Origin of the sequence: Pseudomonas sp., assembly GCF_046581935.1 — a bacterium.
In the GTDB taxonomy this organism is placed as follows: domain Bacteria; phylum Pseudomonadota; class Gammaproteobacteria; order Pseudomonadales; family Pseudomonadaceae; genus Aquipseudomonas.
This window is the reverse complement of record NZ_JAYGFK010000012.1, coordinates 322,748-337,399: the sequence shown is the minus strand read 5'-3', so window position 1 is coordinate 337,399 and position 14,652 is coordinate 322,748. Positions and strand designations below refer to the sequence as shown.

The 14,652-nt window shown below is 57.7% G+C and carries 13 protein-coding genes; 8 read left to right on the top strand and 5 right to left on the bottom strand.

Features of this window, described 5'->3' with window-relative positions; translation table 11 throughout:
* The first annotated feature begins 83 nt into the window (after positions 1-83).
* On the top strand, positions 84-929 hold the full coding sequence (fghA, locus tag VCA57_RS09405) for an S-formylglutathione hydrolase (RefSeq protein ID WP_411184726.1): 846 nt from the start codon (positions 84-86) through the stop codon (positions 927-929).
* 39 nt (positions 930-968) lie between these two features.
* On the opposite strand, the gene VCA57_RS09400 is transcribed toward fghA, so the two are convergent.
* The 3 genes from VCA57_RS09400 to VCA57_RS09390 form a co-directional block, all read right to left on the bottom strand.
* Complete coding sequence (locus tag VCA57_RS09400; protein ID WP_411184725.1) at positions 969-3,404, bottom strand: TonB-dependent siderophore receptor; 2,436 nt, start codon at positions 3,402-3,404, stop codon at positions 969-971.
* Positions 3,405-3,506: 102 nt separating this feature from the next.
* Entirely contained in the window at positions 3,507-4,466 is a 960-nt protein-coding gene (locus tag VCA57_RS09395) for a FecR domain-containing protein (RefSeq protein ID WP_411184724.1), read from the bottom strand.
* Positions 4,463-4,996, bottom strand: a complete 534-nt coding sequence (locus tag VCA57_RS09390) for a sigma-70 family RNA polymerase sigma factor (RefSeq protein WP_411184723.1) — start codon at positions 4,994-4,996, stop codon at positions 4,463-4,465. The genes VCA57_RS09395 and VCA57_RS09390 overlap by 4 nt, the downstream gene beginning before the upstream one ends.
* Before the next feature lie 130 nt (positions 4,997-5,126).
* Here VCA57_RS09390 and ispF point away from each other — a divergent pair, with 130 nt between their 5' ends.
* The 7 genes from ispF (at position 5,127) to rpoS (ending at position 11,058) form a co-directional block, all read left to right on the top strand.
* Complete coding sequence (gene ispF, locus VCA57_RS09385; RefSeq protein ID WP_411184722.1) at positions 5,127-5,600, top strand: 2-C-methyl-D-erythritol 2,4-cyclodiphosphate synthase; 474 nt, start codon at positions 5,127-5,129, stop codon at positions 5,598-5,600.
* The gene (truD, locus tag VCA57_RS09380; protein WP_411184721.1) at positions 5,597-6,655 is read left to right on the top strand and encodes a tRNA pseudouridine(13) synthase TruD; all 1,059 of its coding nucleotides are present in this window, start codon (positions 5,597-5,599) and stop codon (positions 6,653-6,655) included. Before ispF ends, truD begins: the two co-directional genes overlap by 4 nt.
* Positions 6,643-7,392: a 5'/3'-nucleotidase SurE gene (gene surE / locus VCA57_RS09375; RefSeq protein WP_411184719.1), complete on the top strand. Its 750-nt coding sequence runs from the start codon at positions 6,643-6,645 to the stop codon at positions 7,390-7,392. Before truD ends, surE begins: the two co-directional genes overlap by 13 nt.
* A 41-nt stretch (positions 7,393-7,433) precedes the next feature.
* On the top strand, positions 7,434-8,069 hold the full coding sequence (locus tag VCA57_RS09370) for a protein-L-isoaspartate(D-aspartate) O-methyltransferase (protein WP_411184943.1): 636 nt from the start codon (positions 7,434-7,436) through the stop codon (positions 8,067-8,069).
* A 25-nt stretch (positions 8,070-8,094) separates the two neighbouring features.
* Positions 8,095-9,033, top strand: coding sequence for a DUF368 domain-containing protein (locus VCA57_RS09365; protein ID WP_411184718.1), 939 nt, complete (start codon positions 8,095-8,097; stop codon positions 9,031-9,033).
* Between the two features lie 56 nt (positions 9,034-9,089).
* The gene (locus VCA57_RS09360) at positions 9,090-9,941 is read left to right on the top strand and encodes a peptidoglycan DD-metalloendopeptidase family protein (RefSeq protein ID WP_411184717.1); all 852 of its coding nucleotides are present in this window, start codon (positions 9,090-9,092) and stop codon (positions 9,939-9,941) included.
* 106 nt (positions 9,942-10,047) lie between these two features.
* Entirely contained in the window at positions 10,048-11,058 is a 1,011-nt protein-coding gene (gene rpoS / locus VCA57_RS09355; RefSeq protein ID WP_411184716.1) for an RNA polymerase sigma factor RpoS, read from the top strand.
* A 541-nt stretch (positions 11,059-11,599) separates the two neighbouring features.
* Here the strand turns inward: rpoS and fdxA are convergent.
* Both fdxA and mutS read right to left on the bottom strand, forming a co-directional pair.
* A complete protein-coding gene (gene fdxA, locus VCA57_RS09350; RefSeq protein ID WP_090248347.1) occupies positions 11,600-11,923 on the bottom strand; it encodes a ferredoxin FdxA in 324 nt (107 codons plus the stop codon).
* Positions 11,924-12,061: 138 nt separating this feature from the next.
* Positions 12,062-14,635: a DNA mismatch repair protein MutS gene (gene mutS / locus VCA57_RS09345; protein ID WP_411184715.1), complete on the bottom strand. Its 2,574-nt coding sequence runs from the start codon at positions 14,633-14,635 to the stop codon at positions 12,062-12,064.
* Positions 14,636-14,652 lie beyond the last annotated feature (17 nt).

Here is a 14,652-nt window from a genome sequence, read left to right as displayed (position 1 = left end):
CGTAGGGTGGATGGCGCTTCTGCATCCACCCGCTCCGGTGGAGCCGCTTCGCGGCTTTCCACCCTCCGCGAGAGGATTTACCCGTGATCTTAGAAATTGTTTCCAGTAACAAAAGTTTTGGCGGTTGGCACAAGCGCTATCGCCATCGCTCCAGCACACTCAATTGCGACATGGTGTTTGCCGTTTACTTGCCGCCCCAGGCTGAGCATGGGGCCAAGCTACCGGTGCTTTATTGGCTGAGTGGTTTGACCTGTACCGACGAGAACTTCATGCAGAAGGCCGGCGCGCAACGTATGGCCGCCGAGCTTGGCTTGATTATCGTCGCACCGGATACCAGTCCGCGCGGTGAGGGTGTGCCGGACGATGCCGGCGGTGCTTACGACTTTGGGCTCGGTGCCGGTTTTTACCTCAATGCGACGCAAGAGCCATGGGCGCGGCACTACCGTATGTACGACTACGTGGTGCAAGAACTGCCAAGCTTGATTGAGGCTAATTTTCCGGTTTCCGCCAAGCGTGGGATCAGCGGGCACTCCATGGGCGGCCATGGTGCGCTGATCTGTGCGCTGAAGAACCCCGGGCGTTATCAATCGGTGTCGGCTTTTTCACCCATCACCAATCCACTTAATTGTCCGTGGGGCGAGAAGGCGTTTTCCGGGTATCTAGGGGGTGACCGTGCGCGCTGGCGCGAGTGGGATGCCTGTGCGTTGCTGGCCGAAGCGCAGGAGAAGCTGCCGATTTTGATTGACCAGGGCGATCGCGATGATTTTCTCGAAGGCCAGCTCAAGCCCCAGGCACTGCAAACGGTGGCTAGGGCGGTAGCGCATCCGTTGACCCTGCGCTTGCAGCCGGGTTACGACCACAGCTACTACTTTATCGCCAGTTTTATCGACGATCACCTGCGTCACCATGCCGAGGCGTTGAGCCGATAAAGAGACGAGGCGCCATTTGGCGCCTCTTTGCATTCAGGGTCAGAAGTCCCAGCGGGTATTTACCATGAAATTACGGGGTTCACCGTAGGTGCCGGACTGATAGAAGCCCATGTTGGTGTAGTAGGTTTTGTCGAACACGTTGTTGACGTTAACCGTGGACGACAGGTTATCGGTGATCTGGTAACGCGCCATCAGGTCGACCAGCCAGAAGCTTTTCTGATCGAAATCTTCCACGGTCGATTGCGGGTAGTTGTTCACCGCCTGCCAGGTTTTTCCCTGCCAGCGCGCACCGCCACCGATACTCAGGCGATCCAGGCTGCCTTTGAATGTGTAGTGGGTATAAACGCTGACCTGATCTTCCGGCTCCCAGGTAGAAACCTTGCCGCCACCGTCCTCGCGAATGATCTTGTGGGTGTATCCGGCTTGTACCTGCCAGCCAGGCGCCAACTCTCCAGACACTTCGGCTTCATAGCCTTTGGTCTTTGCGGCAATGGCCTTGTAGGCATACTCCATCGGGTTGAGGAAGTTGTATTCGTCGTCACCCACGCCCCGGTTGTCTTCGTGGATTTCGAAGTAGGCCAGGCTGGCGTTGAGCGCACCCTCGTAGAATTCGCCCTTTACCCCCACTTCGTAGTTCTGGCCTTCGTCCGGTTCGAGGATCTTGTCGTTGCGGTCGCGCCACCAGTTGTCAGCCGGCATGAAAATATCGGTGTAGCTGGCATACAGCGAGAAGTTTTTGTTCAGGTCATACGTGGCGCCCACATAAGGAATAAAGCGTCCGCTCTCTTTGCTTGCCCGGCCGGTCACGCTGTAGTCGACGAACCGGCCGCCGATCAGTACGTTCAGCTCATCGGTGAAATTGAAACGGGCTGTCGTGTAGGTGCCCACCTGGCGAGTGGTATCCCTGATTTTTTGTGACACGCTGCCCCAGTTGGGCTCTGCGATATCACCGTTCCAGTTGTCGAAGCTTGACACACTGCTGTCGTAGGCGTTTGGGCTCCAGTAGCTGTCACCGCGCCAGCGCGAGACCGAGCCAGACGCGCCAACTACCAGCTGGTGCTCGCGGCCTAATAGTTGAAACGGGCCGCTGCCGTATAGCTCGATGGAGTCGCTGGTGGTCTTGCCCACGTACTTGGCCGGGTAAATTCCGGCACTGCCGTCGGTGTTGGGATAGGAGCCCTGAATCGAGCCCAGCGGCGCGTGGTAGCCATTGATCTTGTGATCCAACTGCACCTTGGCCACCCAATCGTTTGCGAAGGTGTGTTCGATATTGGCGAACAGCGTGCGGGTGTACTGCTCCCAGCTGCTCCAGTTGGCACCGTTGTTAAAGGAGCGGGAAACATTGTTACGGTTACCCTCGCCGTCGAACAACGGGAATGTACCTGACCAACTGGACGCCTTCGGTGTGGTGTTCTGGTAGTCGGCACCGACGGTAAGCAGGGTGTCTTCGGACAAGTCGAACTCGAGGATGCCGTAGTACACGCTGTTTTTGCGTTGGTAGCGATCCATGAAAGAGTGTTTGTCCTGGTACGCGGCAACGGCACGGCCGCGTACATTCCCGGACTCTGTCAGCGGACCGCTGACATCCACTTCGGAGCGGTAGTTATCCCAACTGCCTGCGCCCAGTTCGAAGTGCCCCTGAAACTCATGGGTTGGTTTCTTGCGCACCAAGTTTATCGTCGCACCCAGTGAGCCTGCACCGGTGAGTAATCCGGTGGCGCCCTTGAGCACTTCAACCCGGTCGTAGATTGCCATGTCACTCAGTGTGTTACCCGCGGCATAACCCACGTTACGGGCTGTTGAGGGGATGCCATCGTATTGGAAGTTATTGATCGAGAAACCACGGGCGTAGTAATTGGTGCGGTCACTGTCATAGGCGGAGACCGTGATACCGGGCGTATGGCGCATCACATCATCGACATTGCTCAGACCGAAATCGTCGAGGTGCTGGCGGGTGATGACCGTGACTGATTGCGGCGTCTCCCGCGGCGTCAACACCAGGCGCGTGGCGGTGGCGATGGTGCCCGGCGTATAGGAGCCGGTGCCTTCAGTGACTGTGCCGAGTTGATTGCCGACGATGGTTGTTGCGCCCAGCTCAAGTACGTTGGATTGGTCAGCCGTCGCGACGAGCGAGTAGCGGCCATCGTCTTCGCGCACTACCCGCAGGCCGCTGCCGACCAGTAGTTGGCGTAAACCATCCTCAACGTTGGCACGTCCATTCAGGCCGGGGCTGGTTTTGCCGTGTGTCAGGCTGGAGTCGAACGACAACACAATGCCCGCTTCGGCGGCGAAGCCGGTCAATGCTTGGCTTAGGTCACCCTGAGCAATGTGGTACTCATGTTGTGGGGGTGTATCGGCCTGCACAACGTTCATTACGATGATGGCGCTGAGCAAGGCTGAGCAAACCAGCGTCCGCCGGATGCTGGTGCTGAGGGGCGATAGCGTGAGCGTCTGAGGGCGACAAGCGGTTGTCATTTCACATTCTCTTTATGGTTGGCAGAAGAGCTGCACGAGGCTGCTCTCCATAAGTCGAACGAGAACGAGAAGAAGTATCATCTGCATTGAAAACGAATCGAATTATGCCGGCCTTACGGTTATCCAGTAGCGGCTGCGTTGTTCGATGCGTACGGGCAGGGCGCTGGCTACGGCGCGTAGGGTCTGCGCGCTGTCGTCGAGGCGGAAGGTACCGCTGATGCGCAAGCCAGCGATGGCTGGATCGCAGCGCAGCCAGCCATGTCGGTAGCGGCCTAGCTCGGCCAGGAAGGCATCAAGGCGCTGGTTGTTGGCGATTATCAGGCCCTTGCTCCACGCCCCTTGGGCGGCATCCAGCGGCTGCGTGATATCGCTCTCAAGGTTTGTGAATGCGCTTTGCTGGCCCGGCTCCAGCAGCGTTGCTAGGCCACGAGTCGGGGTGATGCGTACACGGTGCTCGTAGACGGCGACGTGGGTTTGATTGTCCTCAATTTTTACTGAGAACCGCGTCCCCAATGCTTGGATCAGGCCCTGAGGTGTTTGTACATAGAAAGGCCGGTTGGCGTCATCCGAGGCGGTGCTGATCATGACTTCGCCCTGGCGCAGGTGTATGAGGCGCTGGCGTGCGTCGTAACGCACATCAAGCGCGCTGTCAGTATTGAGCAGTAACTGCCCGCCATCGGCCAAGGTCACAGGCAAACGCTGGCCGATCTCACTGCGGTAGTCCGCCAGCCAGGGGCCATCGCTGGCCTGGCGATAACCCGTCCAGCCAATAGCGCTGCCACCTAATAGCAGGGCGAAGCCTTTGAGCACGTTACGGCGGCTGTTGTAGTGCGTTTTAGCGGCGAGATCGAGCGTGCGCCCGGCGATTCGGCTGGGTATGTGTTGCAGGCGTTGCTGCAGGCGCTCAGCTTGTTGCCAGGCCCAGTCGTTGAGCGGCGCGTCCTGTAGCCAGCTTTGCCAGGCGGCGTGGTCGCTAGGTTGTGCCGTTTCGCACTGCAGGCGGGCGTACCACTGCGCAGCCTGCTCTAGGGCTGCATGTTGCTGGGCGTTGATCATGCTCATGCTTGCTCGGCCTGTAGGTTGAAGAGCATGCAGTGCTGCAAGGCTTTGGCGATGTAGCGGTTGACGGTTATCAGTGACACGTCGAGTTGCTGAGCAATTTGCTTGTAGGGCAGCCCGTCGAGCTGCGAGAGCAGAAACGCTTTGCGCACTTTGGGCCCTAGCCCGGCGAGCATGTCATCTAGTTCATGGAGGGTTTCCAGCAAGATGGCCCGGGTTTCCTCGGAGATGGTTGAGGTCTCCGGTTGTTCAGACAAGGCCTGTAACCACGCACGCTCCAAGCGAGAGCGGCGGAAGTGGTCGATCATCAGGCGGCGGGCGATGGTCGCTAGGTAGCCCCGAGGTTCGCGCACGCTCTCCAGCTTACCGGCCGCGTTATCAGCGCTTAGCACGCGTACAAAAACGTCCTGAACCAGATCAGCCGCAAGGTCACGGCAATCGACGCGAGGCTGCAGCCAGCCTCGTAGCCAGAGGTGGTGATCCCGGTATATCTGAGTGATTTGGGTTTGCAGAGCGGCGGGGGTATGAGCCATGTGAGTAATTGTTGCAAATGAGAATTTTTATCATTTTATGCCCCTGGATCTGTTTGAGCAAGTGCGTTGCCGGCACTGTGGCTGGCCTTCGGGTAGAATCGCGGTCTTATTTCTGCAAGGTACTCTCAGTATGCGTATCGGTCATGGCTACGATGTGCACCGTTTCGGCGAAGGTGACTTCATCACTCTGGGTGGTGTGCAAATTCCTCACGCGTTCGGCCTGCTGGCCCACTCCGATGGCGATGTGCTGTTGCATGCCCTAGCTGATGCCTTGCTGGGTGCGGCCGCGCTGGGTGATATCGGTAAGCACTTCCCTGATGCCGATCCGACCTTCAAAGGTGCGGATAGCCGCGTGTTGCTGCGCCATGTTCTCGGCCTGATTCACGGCAAAGGCTGGCAAGTCGGCAATGTCGACGCCACCATCGTTGCCCAGGCGCCGAAGATGGCCCCGCATATCGAGACCATGCGCGCGCGCATTGCCGAGGACCTGCAAGTGAGCCTGGATCAGGTCAATGTAAAGGCCACCACGACCGAGAAGCTCGGTTTTACTGGACGCGAGGAAGGTATTGCCGTGCATGCCGTTGCGCTGTTGGTTGCTCGATGAATGAACTTCAACTGCTAGGCCCTAGGGCACATGGCGAACCCTGCGGCACTGCAGTGCTCAAGGCTGTGGCGGAAGATTTTCAGGTCGATGAGGTGCTGGATATCCCGTTGGCGGGCGAAGGCGAGCACCTTTGGCTATGGGTGGAAAAGCGCGAGCTGAATACTGAAGAAGCTGCCAAGCGTATCGCGCGTGCTGCCGGTGTGTCGCTACGGCTGATCAGCTATGCGGGGCTCAAGGATCGTCAGGCCCTGACGCGCCAGTGGTTCAGTCTGCATCTGCCGGGCAAGGCCAACCCTGACCTGAGTGGCGCCGAAGATGCCAGCCTAAGTATCCTCAAGCAGCTGCGCCACACCCGTAAATTGCAGCGCGGCGCTCATGCCGCCAATGGTTTTACCCTGCGTCTGACCCAGCTTTGCGCTGACCGTGAAGTGCTGGATAAACGCCTGACACAAATTGCCGCGCAGGGCATCCCTAACTATTACGGCTTGCAACGTTTTGGTCATGAAGGTGGCAATGTTGCCCATGCCCGGCATTTCGCCATGGATAAAAGCCTGCCTGAGAAACGCAATGTGCGCTCGCGGGTACTTTCGGCGGCGCGCAGTTACTTATTCAATCAGGTGCTGGCCGAGCGAGTTCGTGCCGGCACCTGGAATCAGGCGCTGCTGGGTGATCTGCTGGCTTTTACTGACAGCCGTAGTTTCTTCGCGGCCGGTGAAGCCGAGTGCGTTGATCCACGCCTGGCGATCCTCGATCTACACCCTACTGGGCCGTTGTGGGGTGCCGGTGCCTCGTCTGCCTCAGGTATTGCTCAGACGCTGGAGCAGGACCTAGCGGCACGCGAGAGTGTCTTGGTCGACTGGTTGGCAGAAGCAGGCATGACACACGAACGGCGAATTCTGCGCCTCCCCATTAGCGGCCTGTCGTGGCATTATCCCGAGTCTGACATTCTGCAACTGGAATTCGTCCTGCCGGCTGGATGCTTCGCCACCGTCTTGGTGCGTGAGCTTGTCGATCTGTTGCCTGCAGGGCAGACGGACAACCCATGCGTATTCTGATTTCTAATGATGACGGCGTCTCTGCGCCAGGCTTGGCTGCGCTGCACGCGGCGCTGGCTGATTATGCCGAGTGCACGGTGATTGCACCCGACCAGGACAAGAGTGGCGCGAGTAGCTCGCTGACGCTCGACCGGCCTCTGCACCCGACCACGTTGGCCAACGGCTATATCAGCCTCAACGGTACCCCGACCGATTGTGTGCACTTGGGCCTCAATGGCTTGTTGCCGCAGGTGGCGGATCTGGTGGTGTCGGGTATCAATCTGGGCGCCAATCTGGGTGATGACGTGCTGTATTCCGGCACTGTGGCGGCGGCTTTGGAAGGGCGCTTTCTAGCGCGCCCGGCGTTTGCTTTTTCGCTCTTGTCACGTCAGCCGGATAACCTGGCGACGGCGGCCTATTTCGCCCGTAAGCTGGTCGAGGCGCATGAGCAACTCGATCTGCCGCCGTGTACCGTGCTCAACGTGAACATCCCTAATCTGCCGCTGGAGCATATCCGCGGGATTCAGTTGACCCGTCTGGGCCATCGCGCGCGGGCTGCCGCACCGGTGAAAGTCGTTAACCCGCGCGGTAAAGAGGGTTACTGGATTTCGGTGGCGGGTGATGCGGACGATGGCGGCCCCGGTACGGATTTCCATGCGGTGATGCAGGGCTATGTCTCGGTCACGCCGTTGCAGCTTGACCGCACTTTTCAAGAGGGCTTCAACAGTCTGCAACCCTGGCTGGAGGGGCTGCTGTGATCCGTCGTGAGCAGGATGAGTTACAGCATCGCGGTATTGGCATGACCTCGCAGCGCACGCGTGAGCGCTTGATTCAGCGCCTTTACGAAGAAGGGCTGTCCAACGCTCATGTGTTAGAAGCCATTCGCCGCACGCCGCGCCACTTGTTTGTCGATGAGGCCTTGGCCCATCGCGCCTATGAAGACACCGCGTTGCCGATTGGCAACAACCAGACCATTTCGCAACCCTATATGGTTGCGCGCATGAGTGAACTACTGTTGGCTGCCGGCCCTCTGGACAAGGTGCTGGAAATTGGCACTGGCTCGGGTTACCAGACGGCGATCCTGGCCCAGTTGGTCGAGCGGGTATTCAGCGTCGAGCGCATCCAGAATCTGCAAGAAAAAGCCAAGGAACGCCTGGTTCAACTCAATCTGCGCAATGTGGTGTTCCGCTGGGGCGATGGTTGGGAAGGCTGGAATGCCTTGGGGCCTTATAACGGCATTATCGTCACGGCAGCGGCGGCCAATGTGCCGCAGGCGTTGCTTGACCAACTGGCTCCAGGCGGGCGTCTGGTGATTCCGGTTGGTGCGGGGGATGTGCAGGAGCTGTTGCTGATTGTCCGTGAAGAAGACGGCTTCTCCCGGCATGTGCTGGATGCAGTGCGCTTTGTGCCCCTGCTGAATGGGCCATTGGCCTGATTTTCGATTGTTTGCGGATGGACCCATGAAGAAGTATTTCCTGCTCTACGCCAAAGGTATTGCCATGGGCGCGGCCGACGTAGTGCCTGGCGTTTCGGGCGGCACCATCGCCTTTATCAGTGGTATCTATGACGAGCTGTTGCGCTCTATCTCCAGCGTGCCGGCGGCTCTGGGGTTGTTGTTGCGCGGGCGTATCGCAGACGCCTGGAAAACGGCCAATGCTACCTTTCTCTTGGTGCTGCTGCTGGGTATCGCCACCAGTGTACTGAGCCTTGCGCGACTGATTACCTACTTGCTGGCCGAGCATCCGATTCCGGTGTGGTCATTCTTTTTTGGCTTGATTCTGGTTTCGACGCATTTGGTAGTGCGAGAGATTCAGTGCTGGAACTGGACGCGCGTTGTCAGTCTGATCCTGGGCGCTGCGTTTGCGTACTGGATTACCGTCGCGTCGCCATTGCAGTGGGGACATGACCCTCTGAGCCTATTCCTGGCCGGTGCTATCGCTATCTGCGCGATGATTTTACCCGGTATATCGGGGAGTTTTTTGCTGGTGCTGATGGGGCTCTATAGCTTTGTTATGACTGCAGTAAAAGGGCTGGATATCACCGTGCTGGCGATTTTCGCCAGTGGTTGTTTGGTCGGTATTGTCAGCTTTGCCGGCTTGCTGCGCTGGTTGCTGGCGCGCTGGCGCGACCTGGCACTGGCCTTTCTGACCGGGCTGATGCTCGGCTCGCTGAACAAGGTCTGGCCCTGGAAGGAAACCCTGAGCTGGCGTGCCGACAGTCATGGGCTGCAGGTGCCTGTGCTGCAGACAAACCTCTGGCCTGAGCGTTTCGCCGAGATCAGCGGGCAGGATCCGCAGGTGTTTTTGGCTATTACTATGCTCATTGCAGGCATTGTTTTGATACTGGGCCTAGAGTGGCTGGCAGGGCGCAATCTGCAAAGCACTGGTGATAACCCATGATTGCGGCACAATGCATGGCCGCAAAATGTAGTCAGTTATACCTGAGGGGGATGTAGGTGAGTTTCACAGCCATTCAATTGCCGAATCGCGCCAGCGGTGCCCGTAGCCTGTTGAGTGGTCTTGTCCTCAGTGTGCTGTTGAGCGCTTGTGCAAGCCCGCCGCCGGGTGGCGTGAAGGTGGTTGACCGTAGCCATAGTGTTGGCTCTAGCCAAATGCCACACCGTCAGCCGGTTACGAGTGGGCAATATCAGGTGCGGCGTGGCGATACGCTGTATTCCATTGCTTTCCGTTTCGGTTGGGACTGGAAGGCTTTGGCTATGCGCAATGGTATTGCTCCACCTTACCTGATCCGGGTTGGTCAGATCATTCGCTTTGATGGGCAGTCAGTTAGTCGTCCGCCTGTGGTTGCTAGTGCGCCAGTGATTGTTACCGCTCCATCGGGCCGGCCAAGTGCGCCCGTGCAGACAAAGCCGCAGACGCCAGCCCCAATCAAGACTGCGCCAGCCGTAACTGCATTACCGCCTACACAGAAGTCTGCTTCTGGCTGGTTGTGGCCATCCAGCGGTGCGGTTATCGGACGTTTTTCCTCAAACGGTAGTTTGAATAAAGGCATTGATATCGCCGGGGAATTGGGACAGCCTGTTTTGGCCGCGTCTGATGGTTCAGTTGTCTACGCCGGGAGTGGTTTACGGGGCTACGGCGAGTTGATAATCATCAAACATAGCGATACCTACGTAAGCGCCTACGGTCATAATCGCAGGCTGTTGGTGCAGGAGGGGCAACAGGTCAAAGCCGGGCAGAAAATTGCCGAAATGGGTTCCACAGGGACCGACCGGGTGAAGCTTCATTTTGAAGTCCGTCGCCAAGGTAAACCTGTCGACCCGCTGCAATACCTGCCGCGACGTTGATCTAGAGCTAGCCTGTCTCCACCACGTGGGTGGGATGGGCTCGGGTGTAACCAGGGACTTGGTCACGCTAGGGCTTGCTGTCGAACTCAGCAAGGAATAACAAAAAATGGCTCTCAATAAAAAAGAAGCGCCGGGGTTTGACGTCGATGATGAAGTGCTCCTGATGGAGCCCGCTATTGTCCTTGACGATGATTCAGACGAAGAGGCGCAACCAACTCTTTCCCGCAGCAAAGCTAAAGCATCCGCGACCAGCAGCAAGCAGCATAAGTATATCGACTACACCCGCGCGCTCGACGCCACTCAGCTATACCTCAACGAAATCGGCTTTTCCCCTCTACTGACCCCCGAAGAAGAAGTGTTCTTTGCGCGCTTAGCGCAGAAGGGCGACCCTGCCGGCCGCAAGCGCATGATTGAAAGCAACCTGCGTCTGGTGGTGAAAATTGCTCGGCGCTACGTCAATCGTGGGTTGTCATTGCTGGATCTGATTGAAGAGGGCAACCTCGGTCTGATCCGCGCGGTAGAAAAATTCGACCCTGAGCGCGGCTTCCGTTTCTCGACCTATGCCACTTGGTGGATTCGGCAGACTATCGAACGGGCGATCATGAATCAGACCCGTACGATTCGTTTACCCATTCATGTGGTGAAAGAACTCAACGTATATCTGCGAGCCGCCCGCGAACTGACACAGAAGCTTGACCATGAGCCGTCCGCAGAAGAAATTGCCAACCTGTTGGAGAAGCCTGTAGGCGAAGTTAAACGCATGCTCGGTCTGAACGAGCGCGTCTCCTCGGTAGATGTTTCTATCGGGCAAGACTCGGACAAAACTTTGCTCGATACCCTGACGGATGACCGTCCGACGGATCCCTGTGAATTGCTGCAGGACGATGATCTGTCGCAAAGCATTGATCAGTGGCTGTCTGAGTTGACTGAGAAACAACGAGAGGTGGTGATTCGTCGCTTCGGTCTGCGTGGTCATGAAAGCTGTACCCTGGAAGAGGTTGGCCAGGAGATTGGCTTGACTCGTGAGCGAGTTCGGCAAATCCAGGTCGAAGCACTCAAACGTTTGCGCGAAATTTTTGAAAAGAACGGCTTATCGAGCGATTCATTATTTCAATGAGTCTTATGCGCTCACACTCAACCCGGCCTTAGCCGGGTTTTTTGTGGCACAGAACTGTGCGGCGCAACGCTTGACGGGTTTCAGAAGATTTGTGAGCGCTCATGTAAGTCATCGCTTACAGGTTTCGTAAGCTTTTGGTGTGAAAGCTGATCTATAAAATGCTCTATTTTTTATATGTTATTGATTTTTAAGGTTAATTATATTTTTATTTTGGGGCTGATCAGCTCGCCGGCATAACTTCAGCGCTTGTTAGACACACGGGAACCGCTAGTATTGCAACTGTGTTTAGGGACAAACACAGGTTGTCAGGGAGACAATCAGGACATCGTAAGGAGCGATTCATCAGGATGATGAGCTGGGAAATACAGGGACTAGGGACAAAAGAGTGGGCGGCGTAAGCTGCCCCTTTTTTTGCCTGCAATTTATGGCAAACATCCTGGGCTCGCTGCAGAGTCAGCCAAAAGTCACCTCAGGTATTTAGGGCTGTAGAAAAGTAAAAACCCGCGCAAGGCGGGTTTTTGTACGGCAGGGTTAGTGCGTACTAGCGCTCCAGGTATTGCAGCTTGTCCTTCACGCCGTCCCACTCTTCAGCATCAGGCAAGGACTCTTTCTTCTCGGTGATATTTGGCCATACTTCGGCGAGATCAGCGTTCAGCTCGATGTATTCCTGTTGATCTTCCGGCACCTCATCTTCTGAGAAGATCGCCTGTGCAGGGCACTCAGGCTCGCAGAGTGCGCAGTCGATGCACTCGTCCGGGTGGATTACCAGGAAGTTCGGACCTTCGTAGAAACAGTCCACCGGGCAGACTTCTACGCAGTCGGTGTATTTGCATTTGACGCAGTTGTCGGTAACGACGAAGGTCATTTCTGATTCTCTCCTCGGGCGCCAGCCTGCCCCGTTCTACGCGGGCTTTAGCAGGCTAGGTGTATTGGCCACGGCTCAGGCTTTAAGTCGGGCAGTCATAAAAATGCGCGCGAGTTTAACAGTTCACGCGCAATAGCGTTAGAAGCGTGTCTTCCATGTATATAACAGTTCCAGCGCTTTGCGCGGAGTCAGATCATCGGGATTGATCTTGCGCAATTCCTCTTGCAGCGGGTGCGGCAGGCTAGCAAACATATCGCTTTGCATTGGCCCGGTTGTCTGGTCGGGCTGTGCAGAGGGCAAATCGTGGGGCAGGCTGGTGGTTTCTAAGCGGGCCAGGTGTTCACGGGCTCGTAGGATAACCTCATTGGGCACTCCCGCCAGTTGCGCTACGGCCAAGCCATAACTCTGGCTAGCGGGGCCAGGCAGTACATGGTGAAGGAACACGATACGTTCATTGTGCTCGGTAGCGTTGAGGTGCACGTTCGCCACAATTGGCTGGCTTTCCGGCAGTACGGTTAGCTCGAAATAGTGAGTGGCGAACAGGGTGTAGGCGCGCAGTTTGGCGAGCTGTTCGGCAGCAGCCCAGGCCAGCGATAGGCCGTCGAAGGTGCTGGTGCCGCGTCCGACTTCGTCCATCAATACCAGGCTGCGCTCTGTGGCGTTATGCAGGATATTGGCGGTCTCGCTCATTTCCACCATAAAGGTCGAACGGCCGCCGGCCAGGTCATCGCTTGAGCCGATACGGGTAAAGATGCGGTCGACCAGCGATAGCTCACAGCTTTTCGCTGGGACGAAGCTGCCGATGTGGGCGAGGAGCACGATCAGTGCGGTCTGGCGCATGTAGGTAGATTTACCACCCATGTTCGGTCCGGTGATGATCAGCATGCGCGTGTCATCGTCCAGGCTCAGGTCGTTGGCTACGAACGGCGTGGTAAGCACCTGCTCGACTACCGGGTGGCGTCCCTGATCGATGCGCATGCAGGGTTCATCGACAAAGCGTGGGCAGTTGAGGTCAAGGTTAAGCGCGCGCTCAGCGAGGTTGCTCAGTACGTCCAGCTCGGCCAGGGCGGCAGCACTGTCTTGCAGTGGCCCCAAGTGACCGATCAGGCGTTCGAGTAATTCCTCATAGAGCATCTTTTCGCGCGCCAGTGCACGACTTTTGGCGGATAGCGCCTTGTCTTCGAACTCTTTGAGTTCCGGGGTAATAAAGCGCTCGGCGCCTTTCAGGGTTTGTCGGCGAATATAGTCAGCCGGAGCGGACTCGGCTTGTTTGCTCGGTAGCTCGATAAAGTAGCCGTGCACACGGTTGTAGCCGACCTTGAGGTTGGCCAGGCCGGTGCGGGCTTTCTCGCGGGTTTCCAGGTCCATCAGGTACTGGCCGGCGTTCTCGCTGAGCGATTGCAGCTCGTCCAGCTCGGCGTCGTAGCCAGTCTTCAAGACGCCGCCATCACGGATCACCGCCGGCGGGTTGTCGATAATGGCCTGGGCTAGCAGCTCGGCTAGTTCCGGGTAGGTGCTGACTACTCCAGCCAGCTCTGCCAGGTGCGGTGCCTCTAGATTGGTCATGGCCATTTGCAGCGTGGGCAATGCGGCCAGGGCGTCGCGCAGGCGCGCTAGATCCCTAGGGCGGGCATTGCGCAGGCCGATCCGCGCCAGAATGCGCTCCAGGTCGCCGATTTCTTTTAGCTGCGGCTGCAGGGTTTCGAAGCGATAGCGTTCTAGCAGGCAGCTAATCGACTCCTGGCGCGCCTCGAGAATACTGCGGTCGCGCAGTGGACGATTCAGCCAGCGGCTGAGCAGGCGGCTGCCCATGGCGGTTTGGCAGCGATCGACCACCGATTGCAAGGTATTGTCACGCCCGCCCGATAGGTTGACGTCCAGTTCCAGATTGCGCCGGCTGGCGCCGTCGAGAATCACCGTGTCGTCGAGGCGCTCATGGCGCAGGCTGCGCAAGTGCGGCAGAGCGGTGCGCTGGGTTTCTTTGGCATACGCCAGCAGGCAGCCGGCAGCGCCAATGGCCAGGGTCAGGTTTTCGCAGCCGAAGCCTTTTAGATCCTGAGTGGCGAATTGCTGACACAGGCTCTTGTGCGCGCTGTCGCGCTCGAAGTCCCAGGGTGCGCGGCGGCGGCAGCCGCGGCGTTTTTCTGCGGGCAGGCCTTGCGGCCAGTCATCGGGAATCAACAGCTCAACCGGATTCAGGCGCTCAAGCTCGGCCAGTAGATTCTCCCAGCCGTTGATCTCCAGCACGCTGAAGCGGCCGCTGGTGATATCCAGTACAGCCAGACCGAACAGGCGCTCATCACCGAGTACTGCCGCCAGGAGGTTGTCGCGCCGCTCATCAAGCAGGGCCTCGTCGCTGACTGTGCCGGGGGTGATGATGCGCACCACCTGGCGTTCCACTGGGCCTTTACTGGTAGCTGGGTCGCCGATCTGCTCGCAGATCACCACTGATTCGCCAAGCTTGACCAGCTTGGCTAGGTAGCCCTCCAACGAGTGGTAGGGGATACCGCACATGGGAATTGCCTGGCCGGCGGATTGGCCGCGGGCCGTCAGGGTGATGTCGAGTAATTTGGCGGCCTTTTTTGCGTCCTCGTAGAAGATCTCGTAGAAGTCGCCCATGCGGTAGAACATCAGTTGATCTGGATGCTGATTTTTCAGTCTCCAGTACTGTTGCATCATCGGCGTGTGAGAACTGAGGTCGCTTTGGCTCATCGTTTTAACTGTCCGGC